Here is a 23,103-nt window from a genome sequence, read left to right on the forward strand (position 1 = left end):
CCGTAAAGCCTGTCCCGCCGCTGACCGACGTTCGAGCGTTGCCTTTGTCGTTGCTGTTCAGAACCTCAAGTCGAGATCGACCTTTGCGCCCTGGTCGACACCGCCGCCACCGAACTGGCCGGTATAGGACACACCAAGCGTGGCATTGGCCGACATGTTGAGGTCGAGGCCGGCCTCGATCACTGCTGCGTCCCTGGCGATCGGCGCGCCGGCGATGGTGAAAGCGTCGCCGCCAGCGAAGGCGAAGCTGGAGGTCGGCGTGACATCGCCGAAGGCATGGCGCCAGCCGAGCATGGCGCGCGCCGTGGCGTTCATGCCGCCCAACGAAAAATCGGTCGAGCCGCGCACGCCAAGCGTGGTGAAGGTGGCATCGGTGGTCGAACCGGCGCTGGTCAGCGCCGACGCTCCGCCCGTCTCGGTAAAGCCGTCTGTATGCGCGCTGACATAGGCGAGATTGGCGAAGGGTTCGAACTTGAAGCGCCCAGCATCGGCCTTGTAGGCGAGTTCACCGAAGATCTGAGCGGTGCCGGCATCGTAGTCAGCCGACAGCCCATCCGTGAAGCCGTCGAAAGCGATGGAGCGTTTGGTCGAAAAACTGCTCCAGCTGTAGGCGGCGCCGGTGCGGAAGGCGATGGCGCCCCAATTGGTGCCGCCATAGAGACCGAGATGATAGCTGTCGGCCTTGCCGGAGGAATTGCGATCATCGGCATTGAAGGACGAATGGCTGTAGCCGCCGAGCAACCCGACGCGCCAGCTGCCGACCGACGTGTCGGCGCCAGCCAGCAGGCCGCCGGTCGAGCGGTCGAAGGCGGCGGCGTTGCCGTCACTGTCCGCATTGCCCCAGGAGCCAAAAGCCTGGCCCCAGACGGCGAAGCGATCGGTATCGGCGGCGACCATTTCGGGGCCGCCTTCGCCATAGGCCATGACCGGCAGGGCGGCGGCGCCAATATCGCCGAAGGCGGACATGACACGATTGGTGACTGCATCGCGGACGAAGCGGCTGTCCTCGACCAGCATCCCCTTGGCCGAGGCGTGGACCTCCCCTGACAGCTGGTCGAAGGCGTCACGCGCGGCAGCCTCTGTCGGCAGCAAAAGGATAGCGTCATAGAGCGGATTGCCGCTGCCCAGGCTTTCCGCGCCGCTGCCGATGGCGATCTGGTTGGGCGTCAGCCCGGCATCGTTGAAGCCGTACACCAACACATCGAGATAGGCATTGTTCAAGTCGTAGGTATCCGTCACCGACAGGAACGCGGTGCTGGTGACCCCCGTCACAGCGGCGAACTCGCCGGTCAGCCCGAGATCGGCGGTCAGCACCGTGTAGCGGCCGGCGGTGATGCCTTGCGCCGTCACCGCCAGGGTCGAGCCGGTGATGGTGGCGACGCCGGTGGTGTGAAGGAGATCCGATTGAAGTGCGGCGTTGACGTCGATGGCGTAGGTCGAACCGGCCGCCAGCGTCACAGTGCCGGCAAGCTCCGTGCGGTCGCCGGCGCCGCCATCCTGCATGGTCAGGCGGCCGGCATTGGACAGCAATTCGAGGCCGCTGAAGGTGGTGGTCTCCTGCGTTGCGCCATTGCTGGCGGTCCTGAGAGAGGCCGCGGCCGTATTCGTTACGGTGTCGATGCCGGCGCCGAACAGGCTGGTGCCGCCGGTTGTCCAGGTGGCGTAGTTGGTCACGAGGTCGGCGTAATCGCCGAGCTCCACCCGGCCGGTCAGCGCACCGCCATTGAGAATTGTCGTGGCGCCATCAGAGGTGGTGATGGCCAGTGCCGCGGCCGTCAGGGCGCTGTTGTGCGTCGCGCCGGAAAGGGTGATGCCGATTGCATTGCCATTGGTCGAGGTTGCCGAAATCGCGGCGATGTCGCCTTTGACCGTGCCGTTGGTGATGATGGCGGTCGCGCCGGTGCCTTTGTCAAGGGTGGTGATGCCCGTCGTACCCGAGACGTTGCCGGTGGTCACAATGATCGCACCCGCAGCACCGGCCTCGATCTGCTGGGCGATGATGGCGATATTGCCTGTCGACGTGACATCACCCGCCGTCACCGTCACGTTGCCACCGGTCGACTGCGCGGAGATACCGCGGCCGGTGGTCGCAATGACCGGGCCGACTGCGGTCACCGTGGTCGCGCCCGTGCCGCCGTTATAGGCATAGATGCCTGTCGTGCCCGAGACTTTGCCTGCGCTCACATCGACTGTGCCTGCAGCAGTACCTGCCTGCAGAGCGAAGATGCCCACATTGCCGGTGGAGGTGACATCGCCCGCATTCACCGCGATGTCGCCGCCGGCCGACTGCGCGAAGATGCCGGTGCCGGTCGTCGTGGTGACCGGGCCGAGCGTAGTCACCGTGGTCGAGCCGGTGCCTTTGTTATTGGCATAGATGCCGAAGTCGGCGTCGACCGACCCGTTAGCGGTCACGTCGATGTTGCCGGTCGCCGCAGCCGGCGAGATCTGGGCAACTATGCCTGCGTAGCCCGCCTGTAGGTCGCCATTGGCGACAATCGCGACGTTGCCAGTCAACGACACACTCTGGACGTCTATACCGTTCCTGCCCGCCGCCAGCGCGGTCACCGCGCCCGTGGTGACGCTGATGTCGCCGCCTATGGCCGTGTCGCGAACGTAGAAACCATTGCCGCCGGTCGAGCTGCTGGCGCCGGAGATGTCGACCGTGACCGTGCCCGCGCCGTTGTTCTGGATGGTCGCCGCGTTGCCGGCCCCGCCGACGAACCCACCGGCGCCGGTAACGCTGATGTCGCCCGAACCGAGGGTGCCCCCGGTCAGCAACAGGCCGGTCGTGCCGGTCACCGTGTCGGCGACGCTCACGCTCACCGCGCCATTGCCGGTTGCCTTGATGCCCTCGGCGAGCGTGCCGGTCACCGTGCCGTTGGCGATGATATTGATCGCAAGGGTGCCGTAGTTGGTCGCATTGATGCCGGTCGTGCCCGAGACGTTGCCTGCGGTCACATTGACCGCGCTCGCGGCGGCTACGTTGCTCTGCAGGGCGCGGATGGCGATGTTGTTGGTGGAGGTGACATCACCCGCCGTCACCGTGACGTTGCCGCCGCGGGCCAGCGCGTCGATGCCGGTGCCGGTGGTCGCGGCGACCGGGCCGACCGCGGTCACCGTGGTCGAGCCCGTGCCGTAGTTATAGGCATAGATGCCGAAGGAGGCATCGATCGACCCGTTTGCGGTCACGTCGACATTGCCGGTCGACGGCGTCGGCGGCAATATCTGGGCAATTATGCCTACGTGGCCCGCCTGGAGGTCGCCATTGGCGACAATCGTGACGTTGCCCGTCAACGACGCGCTCTGGACGTAGATCGCGTTCGCCGTCAGCGCGGTCACCGCGCCCGTGGTGACGCTGATGCCGCCACCTATGGCCGTGTCGCGAACGTAGATGCCTTCGCCGCCGCTGGAGCTGCTCGCGCCGGAGATGTCGACCGTGACCGTGCCCGCGCCGTTGTTCTGAATGTCCGCCGCGTAGCCGGTTCCGCCGACGAACCCGCCGGTGCCGGTAACGCTGATGTCGCCCGAACCAAGGGAGCCACCGGTCAGCAACAGGCCGGTCGTGCCGGTCACCGTGTCGGCGACGCTCACGCTCACCGCGTCGTTGCCGGTCGCATTGATGCCCGCGGCGAGCGTGCCGGTCACCGTGCCGTTGGCGATGATGCCGATCGCACCGCTGCCACTGTTGAGGGCGTGGATGCCGATCGTGCCCGAGACGTTGCCCGCTGTCACGTTGACCGCACCCACAGCACCCGGCTGGGCGATGGCGAGGATGGCGGTGGTGCCGGTGGACGTCACGTCGCCCGCCGTCACCGTGACGTCGCCGACGGTCGACTGCGCAAAGATGCCGTTGCCGGTCACGGTGACCGGGCCGACCGCGGTCACCGTGGTCGAGCCCGCGCCGAAATTCTCGGCGTAGATGCCGAACTCGGCGTAGATGCCGGACCCGGCGTCGATCGACCCGTTGGCGGTCACGTCGATATTGCCGGTGGCCGCGGCCGGCAATATCTGGGTCAATATGCCGGCGTAGCCCGCATGGACGTCGCCATTGGCGACAATCGTGACGTTGCCAGTCAACGACGCGCTCTGGACGACGATGCCGTTCTTGCCCGCCGTCAGCGCGGTCACCGCACCCGTGGTGACGCTGATGTCGCCACCTATGGCTGTGTCGCCAACGTAGATGCCTCCGCCGCCGCTGGAGCTGCTCGCGCCGGAGATATCGACCGTGACCGTGCCCGCGCCGTTGTTCTGAATTTCCGCCGCGTAGCCGGTTCCGCCGACGAACCCGCCGGCGCCGGTAACGCTAATGTTGCCCGAACCGAGGGAGCCACCGGTCAGCAACAGGCCGGTCGTGCCGGTCACCGTGTCGGCGACGCTCACGCTCACCGCGCCGTTGCCGGTCGCCTTGATGCCCTCGGCGAGCGTGCCGGTCACCGTGCCGTTGGCGATGATGCCGATCGCACCGGTGCCGCTGTTGGTCGCCTCGATGCCAGTCGTGCCCGAGACGTTGCCTACGGTCACATCGATCGCGCCCGCTGCACCCGCCTTGGTCTGCCGGGCGATGATGGCTGTATTGCCGGTGGACGTGACATCGCCCGCCGTCACCGTGACGGCGCCGCCGGTCGACCGCGCGAAGATGCCGTTGCCGGTGGTCGCGGTGACCGGGCCGACCGCGGTCACCGCGGTCGAGCCCGCGCCGAAATTCTCGGCATCGATACCGAAGCGCGCGTCGATCGATCCGTTGGCGGTCACCTCGACATTGCCGGTCGACCCCGGGAGGAGCAAGCCCACGATGCCGGCATTGCCCGCCTGGAGGTTGCCGTTGGCGACAATCGTGACATTGCCGGTTGTCGACACGCTGCGGACGTTGATCGCGTCCTTGTTCACATCCAGCGCGGTGACATTGTTGGCGACCACCGAAATGCCGGTGCTGGTCGCCACGTCGCGGACGGTGATGCCTTGGCCTGTTGCCGCGAAGACATTGCCGGCGACATTTATGTCGACTGAACCGACACCGCCGGTCTGAGTCGCATCGAACGCGTTGCCGTCGCCGTAGTTGGCGATGTCCCCGCCCGTGTAGCTGATCACGCCGCCGGCCGCCGAGACCGACAGGGCCGCTGTTCCGCCCGCGGTCGGCGTCATATCAGGATCGACGCGGATCACGCCATTGTTGATGACGGAGACGCCGCCGTCACCGGTGTTGGCAACCGCAAGGCCGTTGCCGCTTACCGTCGCTCCCGCAATGACGTCGACGACCACCGGTACGTTGGACAGAATCACATAGTTGCGGTCATAGGGCGGGTTGGCGCTGTATGTCGTGTCGGTGGTGAAGGTATCGTCGCACTGGATGGTGGCGCCGACGACGCAGTCCGCCCGGGCCTGTCCCGGAACCAGCAGGCTCGCGCCCGCAAATGCGGCGATTCCGATGGCGGATCGCAGCGCAAGCCGACTCGCCTGGGAACGCAGGTTCTTTCGCAAGGCCGAATTCGCGGAAGCCTGTCCTGGAACCGAAGTCCAAAGACCTGGGCAATGCTGAACACACATCATGAAACTGCCCCCACAGCCAATTCGTGCGACTTCGGATCAATCCGAAGCTGTCTCGTCTATTTATGACTTGCAGAGACGTGTCAACTCAGCCGGGCTTGCAACGGGGGCTTTGCAGAAGTCTACGCGCATGGCCGGGCATTCGACCGCTTCGGGTTGCATATATGCCACGGAATTCGACGGACGCCGTCTGACCAAATGATTGCCGGCGAGCGCTACATTACATGACATCATAGAGAATCGTGCGTGGCCGACAGCGCATCCGCGAAGCCGTCGAAGGCGATCGCGCGTTTCGTCGAAAGACTATTTCAACCGCAGCTTCCGGCAGGTCTACGGCATCTCGCCATCGGAGTTTCGGGCTGTGCAGGTGGCGAAAAATCATTGAGCGCCGAGGGCGATGCTCCTTCGGCAGCTTTGGCGGTTGGCGAAATCCACAATGAGGGCAAATCTCCTCCATGGGGGATTTGCCGCTCGCCAGCGGCTTTCCGAGTATTTCTGGAGTTTGCCGGCCAAACGACGATGCCTGGCCGAATCGTTGTCCAAAACCGCACTGAAATTGTCGCCTGCGGCATCAGTATTTCCGGCTCTGGACAGACCGTGATCTGGTCCAATACGGTGCGCGTCGAAGTGAAGATTTGTGTGTGGAAAAGGCCGGTTGCTGCTTGCAAAAGAATGTCTTCTCATCGGTCGATTTGCCGTCGCATCTGGACCACCGCGCACGGTTCGCGCTCTGGCAGGACATCCATGTCGCCGAGATATGGTCGGTCGAATATACGATTTCCGAGCAACTGTCGTTCGAAGCCGCCATCGAAGCCACGGCCGTCGGGTCGCTGGTGCTGGGGCAGATGGCCGGCACGATCAAGCATGCCAGCCGCAAGGCGAGCAACATCGCCGCCGATGGCCGCGACGGCTATCTGCTGCTGGTCAACAATGGCGATACGGTGCTCAGCGGCACCCAGATTGGCCGCGACTATCACGTCGGCAAAGGCGAGGCTGCACTGGTCTCGGCTTCGGAAGCGTTGCAGATGACCGGCGGCGACAACAATGTCTGGGCCAATGTGGTGCTGCCGCGCGCCGTTCTGGAGAATGCCTTCACGCATGTCGAGGACCGGTTGGCGTTGACCATCGGAGCCGACAATGAGGCGCTCGATATGCTCAAGCGCTATTGCAGCTTTCTCGAATCAGGCCCCGCCTTGCTGTCGCCCGATCTCATCGGCCACGCCACCGAAACGGTCGTCGATCTGATCGGTCTGGCGACCGGCGCCAAGGGCGAGGCCGCCGAACTGGCGGGCTTGCGCGGCCTGCGCGCGGCAAGGCTGCAGGCCATCCTGCAAAAGATGCGGGACAATTTCGCCGATCCGGCCATTTCGGCGCAGAGCGTTGCCGGGCAATTGCGGCTCTCCGTGCGCTATGTCCATGACCTGCTGCAGGAAACCGGCGTGAGCTTTGCCGAGCGCATTCTCGAACTGCGCCTGCAGAGGGCCCATCGAATGCTGTCCGACAGACGCAATGACGCGATGCGGATCAGCGAGATCGCGCTGCTCAGTGGTTTCTCCGACGTCTCCTACTTCAACCGTTGCTTCCGCCGTCGCTTCGGTTCGACGCCGGGCAGTGCCAGATAGTCTCGCCGACAGCGAAACCTGCCGAACGCACGGCGCATCAATCGACTGAGGCTGAACGGCCACACCGACCGAGAAAGTGCTGCGGTGCTTTCCCGGACAATTCGGGTGCAGCCCTGCCCAAGACGCGGCCGGCTGACAATGCAACACCGGATTTCTCGACAACAGCTGGATCTCCGCGGGCATCCGCGCGACGGGGACCACGACAATTTTTGGGACGGCAGACAAACCATGAAAATTCTTCTTCTCGCGACAGCCATCATTCTCGCGCCGGCCGGCATGGCGTGCGCGGCTGACATCAATGATGCTTCGTCTGCCGGCTACGACTGGTCCGGCCTCTATGCCGGCGTTCATTTCGGCTACGCGGCCGGAAAGTCCAATCTCTTCATCGCCGGCGCTGGCAGTGGGGGCACCGACATCAACAGTTCCATGGATCCGGACGGTTTTATTGGCGGCATCCACATCGGTTTCAATCAGGAAATGGCGAACCGCTTCGTGCTCGGTGCCGAGGCTGATATTGCGTACAATGCTGTGGATGGACTGACGACCTTCCCTGGTAGCGGCACGTTGCTCAAGAGCGAAATCAAATGGTCGGGTTCGGCGCGGCTGCGGGCCGGTTATGCTTTCGATCGGACCTTGCCCTTCATCACTGCCGGCGCGGCCGCGGCCAAGTATGAAGTGACCGGGATCACCGGCGGCCCCGGCGGCGACATACTGATCCACGACAAAACCCATGTTGGCTGGACGGTTGGAGCCGGCGTTGAGCACGCTTTCACCGACAGGTGGATCGCTCGGGCCGAATATCGCTACTCCGATTTCGGCAGCCAGGACCTCTCGATAACAACTGGTCTTGGCTCGGCATCGAGCGTCGATCTGCGGACGCACGATGTCCGGGCCGGCCTCAGCTACAAGTTCTGATCTGGCGGGCCGAACAGAACCCCGCGGCGACCTTTTCGCCGCGGAACGCAGCATCTTTTTGGGATAGCAAGCAAACGATGAAAACCATTCTTCTTGCCACGGCCTTCATCCTCGCACCTGTCGGCATGGCGTCCGCGGCGGATACCGGCGCGGTCTTGCCTGTTGCGGCCACCTACAACTGGTCCGGCGCCTATGTCGGTGCGCAGGCCGGGTATGCCTGGGGGGACGCGAGGGTCGGGCAGACCTTTGCGCCCGGCAGCTTCGATAATTATGGCTGGGGCTACAGTCCGTCCGGCGGTTTCGGCGGCTTCTATGCCGGCTATATCGAGCAGTTCGACGGCGGACTGGTTCTTGGCGTCGAGGGCGACTACAGCTTCGCAAGCGTGAAGGGCACCACGCGCTATCGGGAGCTCGGGGTTGACGACCCTGCCTTTGGCGGCGAGCTCAAGCTGGATTCGGTTGGCTCCGTGCGCCTGAGAGCCGGCTACGCGATGGACCGGTGGCTGCCTTTTGTCACCGGAGGCCTGGCGGTGGCAAGCTACAAGCACACCACCGTCGACATTCCCGGCGGTCCCTACGCGGACGCCAGAGATACAGTGGCCGGCTATACGCTGGGCGCCGGCGCCGAATACGCCGTCACCGACAATTGGGTGGTTCGCGGCGAATACCGGTTCGCCGATTTCGGCCGCCACACGTCACGGCGGCACTTCATCTCTGATGGAGCCCCGCTCGGCCCCGAAGAGATCGAACTGACGACGCACGACCTCCGCATCGGCGTCGCTTACAAATTCTGACCGGCATTCCCGGATCGAACAAGATCGCTGAAGCTGCCAAATCTCCCCCAGGTGGGGGAGATTGCGCTCAGCCGCGTTCGCCGATCACCGCCATCACTCCCTCTTGTGGACTTCGCCAAAATACCACCCATATTGAGTCCATGGAGCTTTGAGCGTGACCTTCGCGCGGGTGGCCCTTCTTGCCGTGGCCTTCGTTGTCGCGGCTGTCTTTTCTCCCCTCTCTTCGGCCGGGAGCGAGAAGGTTGCGCTGAGCGTCGCGATCGACGGCGCCATCGGGCCGGCAAGCACAAGGCAGCTCGAGGAAGCGCTCGATATCGCTGCCAAGCGGGACGCCGAAGTCCTCATCCTTCAACTCGATACGCCCGGCGGGCTGGTCACCTCGATGCGCGAGATGATCGCCGACATCCTCGCTTCGCCGGTGCCTGTCATCGGCTATGTCGCGCCGGCCGGCGGCCATGCGGCGAGTGCCGGCACCTACATCCTCTACGCCACCCATGTCGCGGCGATGGCGCCGGGAACCAATCTGGGCGCGGCGACGCCGGTCGAGATGGGCGGGCTGCCGTCGCTTCCGGGCGGCGACAAGGACAACGGCCCGGCCAAGGACGAGAAGGACGCCACCGGGCGGCCGGCGGGCGACGCGATGATGGCCAAGGTGACCAATGACGCGGTTGCCTTGATCCGCTCACTTGCCGAACTGCGCGGTCGCAATGGCGACTGGGGCGAGAAGGCCGTGCGCGAGGCGGCGAGCCTGTCGGCCAATGCGGCGCTGCAGGAACATGTCATCGACTTCGTCGCCCACGACACCACCGAGCTCCTGCAACTGGCCGATGGGCGCACGGTGGATGTGGCCGGCAGGAAAGTGGTTCTGGCGACGAAAGGGCTGCCGGTCGAGACGCTGGAGCCCGGCTGGTTCATCCGGTTTCTGGCCGTCATCACCGATCCGAACATCGCCATCATCCTGATGCTGGTCGGCGTCTATGCCATCATCTTCGAGTTCACCAGCCCCGGCGCGGTGGCGCCCGGCGTCATCGGCACGATTTGCCTGGTGCTTGGGCTCTATGCGCTCAATCTCCTGCCGATCAACTATACCGGCCTCGCCCTGATGCTGCTCGGCGTCGCCTTCCTCGTCGTCGAGGCCTTCAACCCCACCGTCGTGCTCGGACTCGGCGGCATGGCCGCCTTTCTGCTCGGCGCCGCCATGCTGCTCAAGACCCAGGGACCGGGCTTCGCCGTGTCATGGGCCGTCATCGGTCCCGCCGCAGCGCTGACGATGGGGCTCGCGCTCCTCACCGGCACGTATCTATGGGCGACGCGCAAGAACCTGCCGCGCGTCGGCGGCGAGGCGATGCGCGGATTGCCTGCCGAGATCCTCGACTGGCAGGGCGGCGAGGGCCATGTGCTGGCCCAGGGCGAGCGCTGGCGGGCGAGGGCCGACGAACCCATCGCACCAGGCGACAGCGTCGAGGTGACCGATATCAGAGACCTCGTGCTGACCGTGCGGCGCCGCGATGCGGCAAAGAATGGAGCAAGACAATGAGCATCGGTTACGTGGCCTATCTGTTGCTTGCGCTGGTCGTGGTCATGTTCCTGTCCGCGGCCATTCGCATCCTGAGGGAATATCAGCGCGGCGTGGTCTTCACGCTCGGCCGTTTCACCGGGGTCAAGGGTCCCGGTCTCATCATCCTCGTCCCCTTCGTCCAGCAGATGGTGAAGGTCGACCTGCGGGTGGTGGTGCAGGATGTGCCGCCGCAGGACGTCATTTCGCGCGACAACGTCTCGGTGAAGGTCAACGCGGTGCTTTATTTCCGCATCGTCGACGCCGAGCGGGCGATCATCCAGGTCGAGGACTTCATGGCCGCGACCAACCAACTGGCGCAGACCACGCTGCGCTCGGTGCTCGGCAAGCACGAGCTCGACGAGATGCTGGCCGAGCGCGACAAGCTCAACAGCGATATCCAGGAAATCCTCGACCAGCGCACCGATGCCTGGGGCATCAAGGTGTCCAATGTCGAGATCAAGCACGTCGACTTGAACGAAAGCATGATCCGCGCCATCGCCAAGCAGGCCGAAGCCGAGCGGCTGCGGCGCGCCAAGGTGATCAATGCCGATGGCGAGCAGCAGGCGGCGGCGAAACTGGTCGAGGCAGGTCGGATGCTGGCGGCCGAGCCGCAGGCCATGCAGCTGCGTTATTTCGAGGCTTTGCACGACATCGCCGGCGAGCGTTCGTCCACGGTGGTGTTCCCGCTGCCGGTGGATCTGCTCAGCCAGTTCATGAAGGGGCAGGGGAAGTAGGGAGGAGTGCGTAATCTCCCCCTACGGGGACGTCAGCAGCTTCACCGCCGCCAGGGGGCTCCGGCGCGAAGCGCTTGCCGATCCAGTCGGCGAAGGCGCGGGTCTTGGCGGCTTGTCCCTTGGCTGAAGGCGTGACGACATAGACCGCGCCTTCGTCGGCCAGCGTCCAGTCCTCCAGGACCGGCACCAGCCGTCCGTCGGCGAGCTCGCGGCCGACCAGCCAGTCGGTGCTCATCATCAGGCCGACGCCTTGTACGGCCGCCTCGACCAGCACCTCGGCATCGTCGGTGACCAACGGCCCGGAAACCTCGACGCGCGCGCGCCGGCCCTCGCGGTCGGTCATCTCCCAGGCCGGAAAGGTCTGGAAGCCGCTGAAGCCCAGGCAGGAGTGTTCGAGCAGCGCCTGCGGCGTCCGCGGCCTGCCCCTTTGGGCGAGATAGGAGGGGGCGGCGCAGAGCAGCCGGCGCCGCGTCGCCACCTTGCGTGCCACCAGGCGCGAATCCTCCAGCGCGCCGAGCCGCACGGCGACGTCGAAATTCTCGGCGACCAGATCGGTGAAGCGGTTGGAGAATTCGGCCTCGATGCGGACATCGGGAAATTCGGCAAGGAATTGAGGCAGCAGCGGCCCGATCCACATGCGTCCGAACGTGCCGGGCAGCGCCAGTCTGAGCAGGCCGCGCGGGCCGCCACCGGCATGCGCCGACGCGGCGGCCTCGGCCTCGTCGACGGAGGCGAGGATGGCGCGCACGCGCACCAGGAATTCGGCACCCGCTTCGGTCAGCGACACGCTGCGCGTCGTGCGATGGAGCAGCTTGACGCCCAGCCGCTCCTCCAGCGATTGCAGGCGCCGCGACAGGATGGTCGCGTCGCGCCCGACGCGCACTGCTGCCCTGGTGAAGGAGCGCGCCTCGGCGATGGCCGCGAAGGCCGCCATTTCGGCAAGGGCCGCTGGTTCGTGGGATTGCTGCATCATTCGCAGTACTCAAATGCAATGGGTAAGGATTATCTAGGAATAGCGCAGCAGCTAGGTTCACTCAACCCATCAATCCCTTCCCACCGGAGTGAAACCATGAAAGCCATCGAACTGAGCCAACCCAGGCTCGACGCCTTCCGCGCCGCCACCGTTGCCACCCCCGAACCGCAGCGCGGCGAGGTGCTGATCCGTCAGCGCGCGGCAAGCCTCAATTTCGTCGATGTCGCGGTGGCGAGCGGCAATTATCCCGGACCGAGCTTTCCACTCATCCCCGTCGCCGACGGCGCCGGCGAGATCGTCGCGCTGGGCGAGGGCGTTACGAGATTCGCGATCGGTGATCGCGTCGTCGCCCATGCCAAGCCGCGCTGGATCGGTGGCCGGCCGCGGCCTTACGAGATGACGCAGATGCGCGGCATCTCGCTGCCGGGGTCGTTGGCCGAATATGTCGCGCTGCCGGCCAATTCGATCGTGCCGGTCCCGGCGCATCTCTCCTTCGAGGCGGCGTCGACGTTGCCGATCGCCGGCACCACCGCCTGGAACGCCATCCGCGCCGCCGAGGTCGGGCCGAGCTCGGTCGTCGTGCTGCTCGGCACCGGCGGCGTCTCGATCTTCACCCTACAGCTTGCGAAAGCCGCCGGCGCCACCGTCATCATCACCTCGTCGTCGGACGAGAAGCTGGAGCGGGCGAAGGCACTGGGCGCCGACCATCTCATCAACTACCGCGCGACGCCTGACTGGGACGGTAAGGTGCTGGAGCTGACCGATGGCCTCGGCGCCGACCTCATCGTCGAGACCGGCGGCACCGCCACCTTCGCCCGCGCCATCAACGCCACCGCGCCCGGCGGCACGCTGTTCACCATCGGTTTCGTCACCGGCGCCGAGGCCACGATCAATCTGCTGCCGATCATCATCAAGGCGCTGAAGGTGGTCGGCAACAACACCGGATCGGTGTCCGACCTTCGCGACGCCGCCCGCGCCATTGGTGCAGCCAGGATCGAGCCGGTCGTCGACAAGGTGTTTTCACCTGATCAAGCGGCCGAAGCCTACGCCCACATGGCCGCCGGCGGCCTGCATTTCGGGAAATTGGTGTTCGGGTTGGAATGGTGAGGAAAGGGTGAGGCTTGCGCCTGGCCGCCCCCCTCTGGCCTGCCGGCCATCTCCCCCTCAAGGGGGAGATTAGTCGCTCAGCCGCTTTCGCCAATCATGAAGATTGATTGGAGGAGCCATTGCCGGAACGGCCGATCTCCCCCCTTGAGGGGGAGATGCCCGGCAGGGCAGAGGGGGGTGGACGCGCGCTTGCCTAAATCAACTTCTCCAAGGTAATCGGCAGGTCCCTGATCCTCTTCCCCGTCGCGTGAAACACAGCGTTGGCGATTGCTGGCGCCACACCGACAATGGCCAATTCGCCGACGCCCTTGCCGCCGAGCACGGACGAATGCAGATCGGGGATGCCGACCGAAATCACCTCGATGTCGGGGATGTCGGCGTTGGTCGGCACGAGATAGTCGGCGAGGTTGTTGTTGACGATGCGGCCATGGCGGCGGTCGACGATGCCTTCTTCGAGCAGCGCCTGGCCGATGCCCATGATGATGCCGCCCTTCCACTGGCTTTCGGCGAGCTTCGGATTGTAGAGCCGGCCCGAATCCAGCGCCGACACCACGCGTGAGACGCGCACCGTGCCGAAATCCTCGTCGACGCGCACCTCGATGAAATGCGCGCACCAGGAGTGGCGGGAGTAGTCGCCCTCGGTGTGCGGCAACGCCATGGCGATGGTGGTGTAGTTCTTGTAGCGATCCTCTGGCGTCGAATTGGCCGGCATGGTGTCGCCTGTGGCTTCGATGTGGTCGCGGCCGACGCTCTTGAGCAGTTCGGCGATCGAGACATCGGGTCCGTCGCCGCGCGGCGAGGCGATACGGCCATTGGCGACGACCAGAGTGTTGGCCTGCAGCGCGTGGAAAGGCGAGCGTGGATCGCTGATGGCGAGGCCCACCAGCTGGTCGAGCGCCGAGGTCGCCGCCTTGTAGACAGCGCCGGTCATCACACCGGCCAGCCGCGAGCCGCCGGTGACGCCGGCGCGGGGAAAGCGGGAATCGCCGAGTTTCACCACCACATTGTCGGCCGGCACGCCGACCGTCTCGGCGGCGGTCTGCGCCAGGATGGTGTAGGTGCCCTGGCCCATGTCGATCGACGAGCTTTCGACCTCGACCGAGCCGTTGGCGAGGATGCGCACGATCGCCTCGCCATAGGCACGCCGCACCGGATAGGTGCCGGCCGCTACTCCCCAGCCGATCAGCTGGTTGCCATCGCGCATCGAGCGCGGTTCGGGCGTGCGCCTGGCCCAGCCGAAGCGTTCCGCGCCCGCGGCAAAAGCCTCGCGCAACTGCCTGGTCGACCAGGCTTTTTTGGCATGCGGGTCCTGCTCGGCATAGTTTCGCAGCCGGATCTCCAGCGGATCGATGCCGACCTCGTAGGCGAGCTCGTCGATGGCGCTTTCGATGCCGAAAGCCGAGGGGTTTTCGCCCGGTGCGCGCATGGCGCCAGGGACCACCGAATTGACCCGCACGACATTCTGCTTCGAGGAGAAATTCGGTGTTGCATACATGATCGAGGTGACCGAGCCCAGCGGCTCGACCCACATGCCGTCGATCGACGTCTCGTTGACGCCTCGATGCACGATCGACTGGATTTTTCCTTGCCGGTCGGCGCCGATCGTCACCGTCTGGCGCGTCGCGGCGCGGCCGCCGTAACCGGTGAAGGTTTGCGGCCGCGTCATCACCAGCCGCACCGGCCGGCCGAGCATTTTGGCCGCACATGCCGCCACCGCGCCCTGGCTGAGCGCCAGCGCCTTGGAGCCGAAGCCGCCGCCAATATAGGGCGAGACCAGCCGCACATTCTCGAACGGCACGCCGAACCATTCGGCATAGGTGCGCGCCATGCCGTCCAGCCATTGGCTTGGCTCCCACACGGTGAGGCGGTCGCCTTCCCAGCGGGCGATCAGGCCATGCGGCTCCATCGGCGCCTGGTATTCGCGCGGCGTGTTGTAGGCGGCGCAGATGCGGACCGGGGCCGAGGCGAACGCAGCTTGCGCGTCGCCCCATTCCTTGGTCATCGCGTCGATCGGAATGCCGTCGCCGGCCTTGGCGTCGCTGAGGTCGACGATGGAAGGCGTCTCGTCATAGCTGACCTTGACCAGGGCGGCGGCCGCGACCGCTTGCTCGAAGGTTTCCGCGACGACGGCGGCGACATGCTGGCCCGAGAAGGTGATGTCGCGTGCCAGCGGGCAATAGGGCTTGTCGGGCGGCGGCGTGCCGAACCAGTCCGCCGCGGTCCTCAGGCTGATGATGGTGTCCGGCGTCAGCACTTGCAGCACGCCGGGGGCTGCCTCGGCCGCCTTGGTGTAGATCGCGCGCACCTTGCCCGAGGCAATCGTGCTTTCGACCAGCACGGCGTAAGCGAGGCCTTCGAGCTGCTGCTCGACAGCGTATTTTGCCGCGCCGGTTATCTTGGCCGGGCCGTCGACGCGCGACAGCCGGCCGCCGACTGCTTGCGCCTGCGCGCCGTCGGACGCATCCCCATGTCTGATGTTGTGAACGGTCATGCCGTCTCTCCCAATTTGAGGATGGCGCGGGCGACAACGCGCGGCGCGAGTTCGATCTTGTAGTGGTTGGCGCCATGGTCGACGGCGCCTTCGACAGCGAGCAGGCTGGCGGCGCGGACAGCGTCGGGCTCCAGCACCTTGCCCTTCAGCGCGTCCTCTACGGCCCGCGCACGCCACGGCTTTGTTGCGACGCCGCCGAGCGCCACGCGCAAATCACGAATCGTGCGCCCATCGGCCTCGAACTCGATGCCGACGGCGGCACTTGCGGCGGCAAATTCATAGGATTGCCGGTCGCGGATCTTGAGGTAGGTCGAACGCCTGGCAGAGGCCGAGCTGGGAATCTCGATCGCGGTGATCATCTCGCCCGGTTCGATGGCGTGTTCCCAGTCGGGCGTGGTGCCGGGCAGCAGGAAAAAGTCGTCCACCGAAACCTGGCGCTCGCCCAGATGAACGATGGCATCGAAGGCGACCAGGGCCACCGCGAGGTCACCGGGATACATGGCGATGCAGGCGTCGCTGGTGCCGAGCACGGCATGTCCCCTTGTGACGCCGCCGATGGCCGAACAGCCGCTGCCGCGTTCCCGCTTGTTGCAGGCAGGGAAATTCGCCGGGTCGCGGAAATAGGGGCAGCGCGTGCGCTGCATCAGATTGCCGCCGATGGTCGCCATGTTGCGGATCTGCGCCGAGGCCGCCTGCCACAGGGCTTCGGAGACGGCGGGGAAGCGGCTCTTGATGTCGGCATGGTCGGCGACATGGCCCATCTTCGCCAGCGCGCCGATGGTGGCGCCGCGCTCGCCCACCTCGATGCTGTTCAGCCCCTTGAGATGGGTGATGTCGACTAGGCTGTCGGGCTCGGCGACGCCGCATTTGGCGAGGTCGATCAGCGTGGTGCCGCCGGCCAGCAACATGGCGCCGGGCAGGGCCGCCGCTTGGCGCGCAGCATCGACCGAACCGGCGCGAAAATAGGAAAAATCCCTCATGACTGGACCTCCAATGCCGCCTGGCGAACGGCGGCGACGATGTGCGGATAGGCGCCGCAGCGGCAGAGATTGCCGGCCATGTATTCGCGGATTTCTTCGTCGGAGCCGGCATGGCCTTCACGGATGCAGGCGACCGCCGACATGATCTGGCCGGGCGTGCAATAGCCGCATTGGAAGGCGTCCTGTTCGAGGAAGGCAGCCTGCACGGGATGCATTTCGCCCTCCCGTGCAAGCCCCTCTATGGTGGTGACAGTGCGGCCTTCGACTTGAGCTGCCAGTGTGAGACAAGCCAGCACGCGCTCGCCGTCGACATGCACGGTGCAGGCGCCGCACTGGCCGTGGTCGCAGCCTTTCTTGGTGCCGGTCAGGCCGAGGCGGTCGCGCAAGGCGTCGAGCAGCGTGACGCGCGGCTCAAGTTGCAACTCGTGATGGTCGCCGTTGATATCGAGATGGACGGGGATTTTTGTCATGGGCGTCTGGCTCCAGTTGCTTGACGCTGAGGGGAATGAATTGGTGCCGGGGTGGGCAAGGGCACCTTGTGGCTAGGCTTGAAGGGCGGAGGCGTCGGCGACAGCCGATCTCCCTCCTCGTGGGGGAGATGCCCGGCAGGGCAGAGGGGGGCGCGAAGGATCGCCAGCTTTGCGACCTAGCCCTTCAAATGAAAGGCGGTCTAAGGGAGTAACTGCTGTCGTTTGATAGGCCGGCGGGACAGCGCCCCCCTCTGTCCTGCCGGACATCTCCCCCACAAGGAGGGAGATTGGCAGCTTTGCGGCCTTCGCCAGTCTCCAGTGACCTTGCAGGTTCGAAAGGCGTGACATACCGGTTCCCCTTCTTATATGATAAAGGTACTCCACTAAAGCGGAGGCGCCTCCGTTTATTAACTGGGGGTTGACCCGACCGGGTTCAAGCCCCCTGACACGATGTGGAGAAAAAATTGGCCACCGAGCCGTCCGCTATTGCTGAACAGAGGGCCGAAGCCGCGGAGACAAAATCGCTGCGCGCCGATGCGCAGCGTAACCGCGACCGGCTGGTCGAGGTGGCGGTCGCCGTCGTTGCCGAGCGTGGCATCGGTGCCTCGCTGGAAGAGATTGCGCGCGGCGCCGGCGCTGGCGACCCAGCCTGCGCATCCTGATCCCCACCATTCGACACTGTTTTCCGACACCTCAGGCCGGGTGTCGCAAGCCCTGCAGCAACTGGTCGAGGCGGCACATTTATCAGCAGCAATGCCCGCTTAGGCCATTGCCGGACTGCCGATCGCCTGCCTGATCTGACGAACGTCGCGCGCCGGAGGTGCGCCGAACTGACGGAGATATTCGCGGCTGAATTGCGATGCGCTCTCGTAGCCGACCGCGAAGGCCACATCGGATGCGCTGTGGTCGCCGGCGAGCAACAACTGTCGCGCTTCCTGCAACCGGAGCTGTTTGTGATACTGGAGCGGACTGAGACCGGTGATCGCCAGAAAATGGCGATGCAGGCTGGCGCGGCTCATGCCACTTGCATCGCATAGCGCCTCGATGCGCAGCCGCGTGTTGTGATTGTCCCTTATCCACCCCACCGCTCGCCGGATACGCCCCAGCGCACCCTCGGGCTGGGCGATCTGACGCAACAGGCGACCCTGCGCACCTTGCAGGAGACGATAGAGCAATTCACGTTCCACCATGGGGGCAAGAACGGGAATGTCGGCCGGGGCGTCGAGCAACGACAGCAGACGCAACAAGGTGTCGCGCAGCGGCGCCGTCATCGGATTGATCGCTATGCCGATACCTTGGGGATGAGCGTCGCGCACCTGCGGCATGGTGGACGCAACATCGGCCAGCAGCGCTGGCTCCAGAACCAGTGAAACCGCCACATAGGGTCGGCCGTCGTCGGCATCCAGTATCTGGCCGATCAGCGGCAGATCGAGGGCGCTGATGAGGTAATGCGAGGGATCGTAGCTCAAAAGATCGTCGTTGACCGCCACATGCTTCGAACCCTGCAGAATGAAGCAGATCATCGAGCGGTACAGGCATGGTGCCTTGCCTGTGGTCGCCTGTCCGACGCTGATCTCCAGCCGGGGGATCAGTGTGATGTTCAACCCAGATGAGGCGTGGCGTAGCGCGATATCGAGATGTGGCATGAGATGGTCGGTCATGATCAGACTTGTACCATCCTCAGTCCGACAAGCAAAGCGATTGAGACAATCGGGCAAGAGGTTGAGCGTATCGGGCGGGTTCATCGAGCCGGCATCGCCTACCTTGGGGACATCGGAAAGACGCCCTGGTGGCGCCGCTTCGCAGCACGACCATCCCACAAGGGCAGACCATGACCAAGCAGATCGCACTCATCACCGGCACCAGCCGCGGCCTCGGCCGCAACATGGCGCTGCATCTTGCCAAACGCGGCGTCCACATCGTCGGCACCTACCGCAGCGGCGCGGCGGAAGCCGACGCGCTGCGCCAGGAGATCAAGGCGCTGGGTGGCACCGCCACCATGCTGGCGCTCGACGTCACCGATACCGCCAGCTTCCCGACATTTGCCGAGAAGGTCGCCGAAACCCTGAAGACCGATTTTGGTCGCGAGCGGTTCGATTTTCTCGTCAACAATGCCGGCAACGGTCTTTTCGCCAATTTCGCGGAAGCGACCGAAGAGCAGTTCGAATCGCTGGTGACGACGCATCTGCGCGGACCGGTCTTCCTGACCCAAAAGCTGCTGCCCCTTATCGAGGACGGCGGGCGCATCCTGAACGTATCGTCCGGCTTCGTGCGCTTCACGCTGCCAGGCTACAGCCTCTATGCGGCGATGAAGGCTGCGGTCGAGGTACTGACCCGCTACATGGCGGTCGAACTCGGCGCACGCCGTATCCGGGTGAACGCGATTGCGCCCGGCGCCATTGCGACCGACTTTGGCGGTGGGGCGGTGCGCGACAATGACGATGTGAACGCCTACGTCGCCCAAGGCATCGCGCTGGGTCGCGTCGGCCTGCCGGACGATGTCGGCGGCGCGGTCGCCGCCATCCTGTCCGACGAGATGGGTTGGGCGAACGGCACGACCTTCGACATTTCGGGCGGGCAGTTGCTGTAGCACCGGCGCGGCATTGCCCGTTCTTGCAGATACATCGAGAGAGACCATCATGCCCGACACCAGCCTCACGCTCATCAGCCATCCGCTTTGCCCGTTCGTTCAACGGGCGGCGATCGTCCTTCTCGAAAAGGGCGTGTCGTTCGACAGGATCGACGTCGATCTCGCTGCCAAGCCCGACTGGTTCCTGGCGCTTTCGCCGACCGGCAAGGTGCCATTGCTCAAGTTGAGCCAGCCGGATGGGCCGGACGCCGTCCTCTTCGAAAGCATGGTGATCTGCGAGTATCTCGAAGAATCGCTGGGCGGCGCAGGGCTGTATCCGGTCGATGCGCTGGCCCGAGCCGGACAGCGGGGCTGGATCGAGTTCGGTACGGCGGCCCTCGCCGACGCCTGGCAGTTCCTCAACGCCACGGATCGCCCGACCGCTGATACAAAGCAGGCGGCGTTCCGGGACAGGCTCCAGCGACTGGAGGCGGTGCTCGCGGCAAGACCTTATTTCGGCGGTGCCGCCTTCGGCATGGTCGATGCAGTGTTCGCGCCCCTGTTCCGTTATTTCGACATCCTCGATCCGACAGTATCGCAGCCGATCTTCGAGGGCCTTCCCCGCGTCTCGGCGTGGCGGGCGGCGCTGGCGGCGCGACAGAGCGTTGTTGCCGCCGTGGCAGGAGACTATGCCGAGCGATTCCGGCAGCACCTCCGTCAGCATCAGGCGCTCCTCGCAGCCTGATCGCCATTCAAAACTCTCGGGGAAATCCGTTTTGCGACCCGTGGCTCTCACATCCCGTTCCGCCGGGCCATCACATGAACAGAGAGCATAGAACTGACGCGCCCATAGCTGAAAGCAACGGGCAGCCGACAGACCAAACGCTTCTACGCTTAATGCAAGCCAGTTTCGACCATCGTTTGCACCATGTCGGCATCACGACGCGGAGGCTCGCCGAAAAGACGCTTGTATTCCCTGCTGAATTGCGAGGAGCTCTTATAGCCGACAGCGAACGATATGGAGGCCGCGTCGGCCTCCTTGGAAACCAGGCGACGGCGGGCTTCCTGCAGCCGGATGTGCTTTTGGTACTGCAGCGGACTCAGAGCCGTTACCGCCTTGAAGCGCCGATGGAACACGGACTCGCTCATACCAGCGACCGCAGCCATGTCCTCAACGCTGAGTTGCTCGGTGTAATGCTCACGGATCCACCCCATAGCCTGGCGAATATGGGACAATCGGGAGTCGATGCCGGCGATCTGGCGCAGCATCTCGGCGTGCGGGCTCAACATCAACCGAAATATCAGTTCATGTTCCAGGTGCAGCGCCATCACCGGGATTTCCTTTGGGCGTTCGTACATTCCCAGCAGTCTTTGCCAGGCGCCGATCAGTTCGGCATTGGCCATGCTGAAAGCAAAGCCCGGCTGCATCTGCAACTCCGGGGTCTGGGACAGGTAAAGCACCACATTCATGATCACCGCAGGATCGAGATCGAGGTTGATCGCCAGGAACGGCTTGTCCGGCGATGCCTCTATGATCTGACCCATGGCCGTAACCTCGGCAGCAACGACCATGGTCTGTCCGGGGCCATATTCGAACACCTTATCGCCGATTATCGTCCGCTTGGTGCCTTGCAGCAAGATGAATGCCATCGGGTCATAAACCAGGCAATTCATCTTGGTCGGCTCGGTGATGCTGTAGATGTTGAGCCGCGGCATACCGGGATGTTTGACACCAGCATGACGGATCGCCAAAGCGCGGATTTCGTCGAGTTTGTCCATGCCTCATCAGGGGCCTATTGCCTGAAAAAATCAATACCCCGGCGGGATCAGGCAATTTATCGGGACCATCAGGCATGGCGAAAAGCCTGCCGATGACCCAGATACGCTTGACACAATGAAAGGTACGGTCATGCAAAAACGTAAACTGGGCACCAACGGCCCGGAAGTCTCTGCCATTGGTTATGGCGCCATGGGCTTTCATCTGGCTTACGGCTCCGCCGACGAAGAGGCCGGGCTGGCGACAATCCGTCGTGCCTACGATCTCGGCGTGACATTCTTCGATACAGCCGAGCTTTATGGCTGGGGTGAAAACGAGAAGTTCATCGGCCGCGCCGTCAAAGGCTTCCGCGATGATGTGGTGTTGGCAACCAAATTCGGCTTTACCCGCTCTTATGGAACGGACAGCCGGCCCGCGCACATCCGCGACGTCACCGAGAACAGCCTGCGCTATCTCGGCGTTGACCATATCGATGTGCTCTACCAGCACCGCGTCGATCCCAACGTGCCAATCGAAGATGTCGCCGGTACAGTCAAAGACCTGATTGCTGAGGGCAAGGTCAAGCATTTCGGGTTAAGCGAAGCTGGTCCCCAAACCATCCGCAAGGCCCATGCCGTGCAGGAGGTTGCGATGCTTCAGACCGAGTATTCGGTGTTTGAGCGCGACGTGGAAGTCCTGTTCCCGATCACGCGAGAGCTCGGTATCGGCTTCGTCCCGTACTCGCCGCTCGGCCGGGGCTTTCTGACAGGTGCGGTCAAGCCTGCTGCCGAACTCGAAGAGAACGATATGCGCCGGGGTGATCCGCGCTGGCAGCCCGGCAATTTTGAAAAGAACGTCGAAGCCGTCCGCCAGTTGAAAGAGCTTGCTACGTCGAAGGGCGCTACCGTTTCGCAAGTCGCGCTTGCCTGGCTCCTAGCCCAGGGCATTGACATCGTGCCGATCCCTGGCTCGCGCAAAGCGGAGCGCGTCGCGGAAAACGTTGGGGCTGCCGATTTGGTGCTGACGGCGGAAGACCTGGCCAAGATCAAGGAAATCCTACCGGAAGGCGGTTTTGGCGAGCGCTATGCCAAAGAATTCGCGCCGACTTGGGTCTAATGCCTAGCAACAATGGGCTGACCGAACCGACTAGCCATAATCAAGAAAAAAGGAATATCAAAATGCCTACCCCGATTGAGACAGTAACTGCCTTCTGCGCAGCGTTTTCCAAGGATCACGGCAAGAGTGCCGTCCGCCAATGGTTCACGCCGGAAACAGTCTGGGTGAATGAAGGTGTCTCGGTCACGACCGGCATCGATGAAGCGATCTCAGCGCTCGAAGCGGTGGAAAAGGCGGTTGGGATCAAGGACGCCTATTTCGATATGCTTGCGATTGCAGCTGATGGGAACCGCGTGCTTACCGAACGACTGGATCGCTTCGAGCGCGCCGACGGTAGCGAGATCGGTGCGGCAATGGTGATGGGCATTTTCGAGGTCGAAGGCGATCGCATCGTAGCGTGGCGTGATTACTACGACGTCAGGAACGCCGAGAAATGGGCGATCAGCTAGCGTCAGGACCCATTGATGCAAATGC

General features: G+C 64.3%; 16 protein-coding genes and 2 pseudogenes. 11 read left to right on the top strand and 7 right to left on the bottom strand.

Translation table 11 applies throughout. From position 1 onward, the window contains the following. Positions 1-57 precede the first annotated feature (57 nt). Complete coding sequence (locus tag HB777_06170) at positions 58-5,478, bottom strand: autotransporter outer membrane beta-barrel domain-containing protein (protein ID QND63532.1); 5,421 nt, start codon at positions 5,476-5,478, stop codon at positions 58-60. A gap of 728 nt (positions 5,479-6,206) precedes the next feature. Here HB777_06170 and HB777_06175 point away from each other — a divergent pair. The 5 genes from HB777_06175 (at position 6,207) to HB777_06195 (ending at position 11,167) form a co-directional block, all read left to right on the top strand. Then, complete coding sequence (locus tag HB777_06175; GenBank protein QND63533.1) at positions 6,207-7,166, top strand: helix-turn-helix transcriptional regulator; 960 nt, start codon at positions 6,207-6,209, stop codon at positions 7,164-7,166. Between the two features lie 228 nt (positions 7,167-7,394). Then, entirely contained in the window at positions 7,395-8,081 is a 687-nt protein-coding gene (locus HB777_06180; protein QND68679.1) for a porin family protein, read from the top strand. 77 nt (positions 8,082-8,158) lie between these two features. Next, on the top strand, positions 8,159-8,875 hold the full coding sequence (locus HB777_06185) for a porin family protein (protein QND63534.1): 717 nt from the start codon (positions 8,159-8,161) through the stop codon (positions 8,873-8,875). Positions 8,876-9,029: 154 nt separating this feature from the next. Further along, complete coding sequence (locus tag HB777_06190) at positions 9,030-10,412, top strand: nodulation protein NfeD (GenBank protein ID QND63535.1); 1,383 nt, start codon at positions 9,030-9,032, stop codon at positions 10,410-10,412. Continuing rightward, positions 10,409-11,167, top strand: coding sequence for a slipin family protein (locus HB777_06195; GenBank protein ID QND63536.1), 759 nt, complete (start codon positions 10,409-10,411; stop codon positions 11,165-11,167). Before HB777_06190 ends, HB777_06195 begins: the two co-directional genes overlap by 4 nt. Positions 11,168-11,219: 52 nt before the next feature. Here the strand turns inward: HB777_06195 and HB777_06200 are convergent. Then, positions 11,220-12,137: pseudogene (locus HB777_06200) on the bottom strand (LysR family transcriptional regulator). A 99-nt stretch (positions 12,138-12,236) separates the two neighbouring features. Here HB777_06200 and HB777_06205 point away from each other — a divergent pair. Beyond that, positions 12,237-13,247 carry an NAD(P)-dependent alcohol dehydrogenase gene (locus tag HB777_06205; protein QND63537.1) on the top strand — a complete coding sequence of 337 codons (1,011 nt, stop codon included), beginning with the start codon at positions 12,237-12,239 and terminating at the stop codon, positions 13,245-13,247. Positions 13,248-13,440: 193 nt separating this feature from the next. Here the strand turns inward: HB777_06205 and HB777_06210 are convergent, their stop codons facing one another. From HB777_06210 to HB777_06220, 3 genes are read right to left on the bottom strand one after another with little or no spacing between them, the layout of a single operon-like run. Beyond that, positions 13,441-15,738, bottom strand: a complete 2,298-nt coding sequence (locus tag HB777_06210) for a xanthine dehydrogenase family protein molybdopterin-binding subunit (GenBank protein ID QND63538.1) — start codon at positions 15,736-15,738, stop codon at positions 13,441-13,443. Continuing rightward, positions 15,735-16,718: a xanthine dehydrogenase family protein subunit M gene (locus tag HB777_06215; GenBank protein QND63539.1), complete on the bottom strand. Its 984-nt coding sequence runs from the start codon at positions 16,716-16,718 to the stop codon at positions 15,735-15,737. The genes HB777_06210 and HB777_06215 overlap by 4 nt, the downstream gene beginning before the upstream one ends. Further along, positions 16,715-17,188, bottom strand: a complete 474-nt coding sequence (locus HB777_06220) for a (2Fe-2S)-binding protein (protein QND63540.1) — start codon at positions 17,186-17,188, stop codon at positions 16,715-16,717. The genes HB777_06215 and HB777_06220 overlap by 4 nt, the downstream gene beginning before the upstream one ends. A gap of 464 nt (positions 17,189-17,652) precedes the next feature. Here HB777_06220 and HB777_06225 point away from each other — a divergent pair. Next, positions 17,653-17,926, top strand: a pseudogene (locus tag HB777_06225) (TetR family transcriptional regulator). Positions 17,927-17,949: 23 nt separating this feature from the next. Here HB777_06225 and HB777_06230 read toward each other — a convergent pair. Continuing rightward, a complete protein-coding gene (locus tag HB777_06230) occupies positions 17,950-18,849 on the bottom strand; it encodes an AraC family transcriptional regulator (GenBank protein QND63541.1) in 900 nt (299 codons plus the stop codon). Between the two features lie 170 nt (positions 18,850-19,019). Between HB777_06230 and HB777_06235 the strand changes: the two genes are divergently transcribed. Both HB777_06235 and HB777_06240 read left to right on the top strand, forming a co-directional pair. Next, positions 19,020-19,778, top strand: coding sequence for an SDR family oxidoreductase (locus HB777_06235; protein ID QND63542.1), 759 nt, complete (start codon positions 19,020-19,022; stop codon positions 19,776-19,778). 49 nt (positions 19,779-19,827) lie between these two features. Further along, positions 19,828-20,502, top strand: a complete 675-nt coding sequence (locus HB777_06240) for a glutathione S-transferase family protein (protein QND63543.1) — start codon at positions 19,828-19,830, stop codon at positions 20,500-20,502. Positions 20,503-20,651: 149 nt separating this feature from the next. On the opposite strand, the gene HB777_06245 is transcribed toward HB777_06240, so the two are convergent. After that, entirely contained in the window at positions 20,652-21,536 is an 885-nt protein-coding gene (locus tag HB777_06245; GenBank protein ID QND63544.1) for an AraC family transcriptional regulator, read from the bottom strand. 130 nt (positions 21,537-21,666) lie between these two features. On the opposite strand from HB777_06245, the gene HB777_06250 reads away from it, so the two are divergent. Both HB777_06250 and HB777_06255 read left to right on the top strand, forming a co-directional pair. After that, on the top strand, positions 21,667-22,629 hold the full coding sequence (locus HB777_06250; GenBank protein ID QND68680.1) for an aldo/keto reductase: 963 nt from the start codon (positions 21,667-21,669) through the stop codon (positions 22,627-22,629). Between the two features lie 62 nt (positions 22,630-22,691). Further along, the gene (locus HB777_06255) at positions 22,692-23,078 is read left to right on the top strand and encodes a SnoaL-like domain-containing protein (protein ID QND63545.1); all 387 of its coding nucleotides are present in this window, start codon (positions 22,692-22,694) and stop codon (positions 23,076-23,078) included. Positions 23,079-23,103 lie beyond the last annotated feature (25 nt).

The sequence above is a fragment of the Mesorhizobium loti genome, assembly GCA_014189435.1.
Taxonomy (GTDB): Bacteria; Pseudomonadota; Alphaproteobacteria; order Rhizobiales; family Rhizobiaceae; genus Mesorhizobium; species Mesorhizobium loti_G.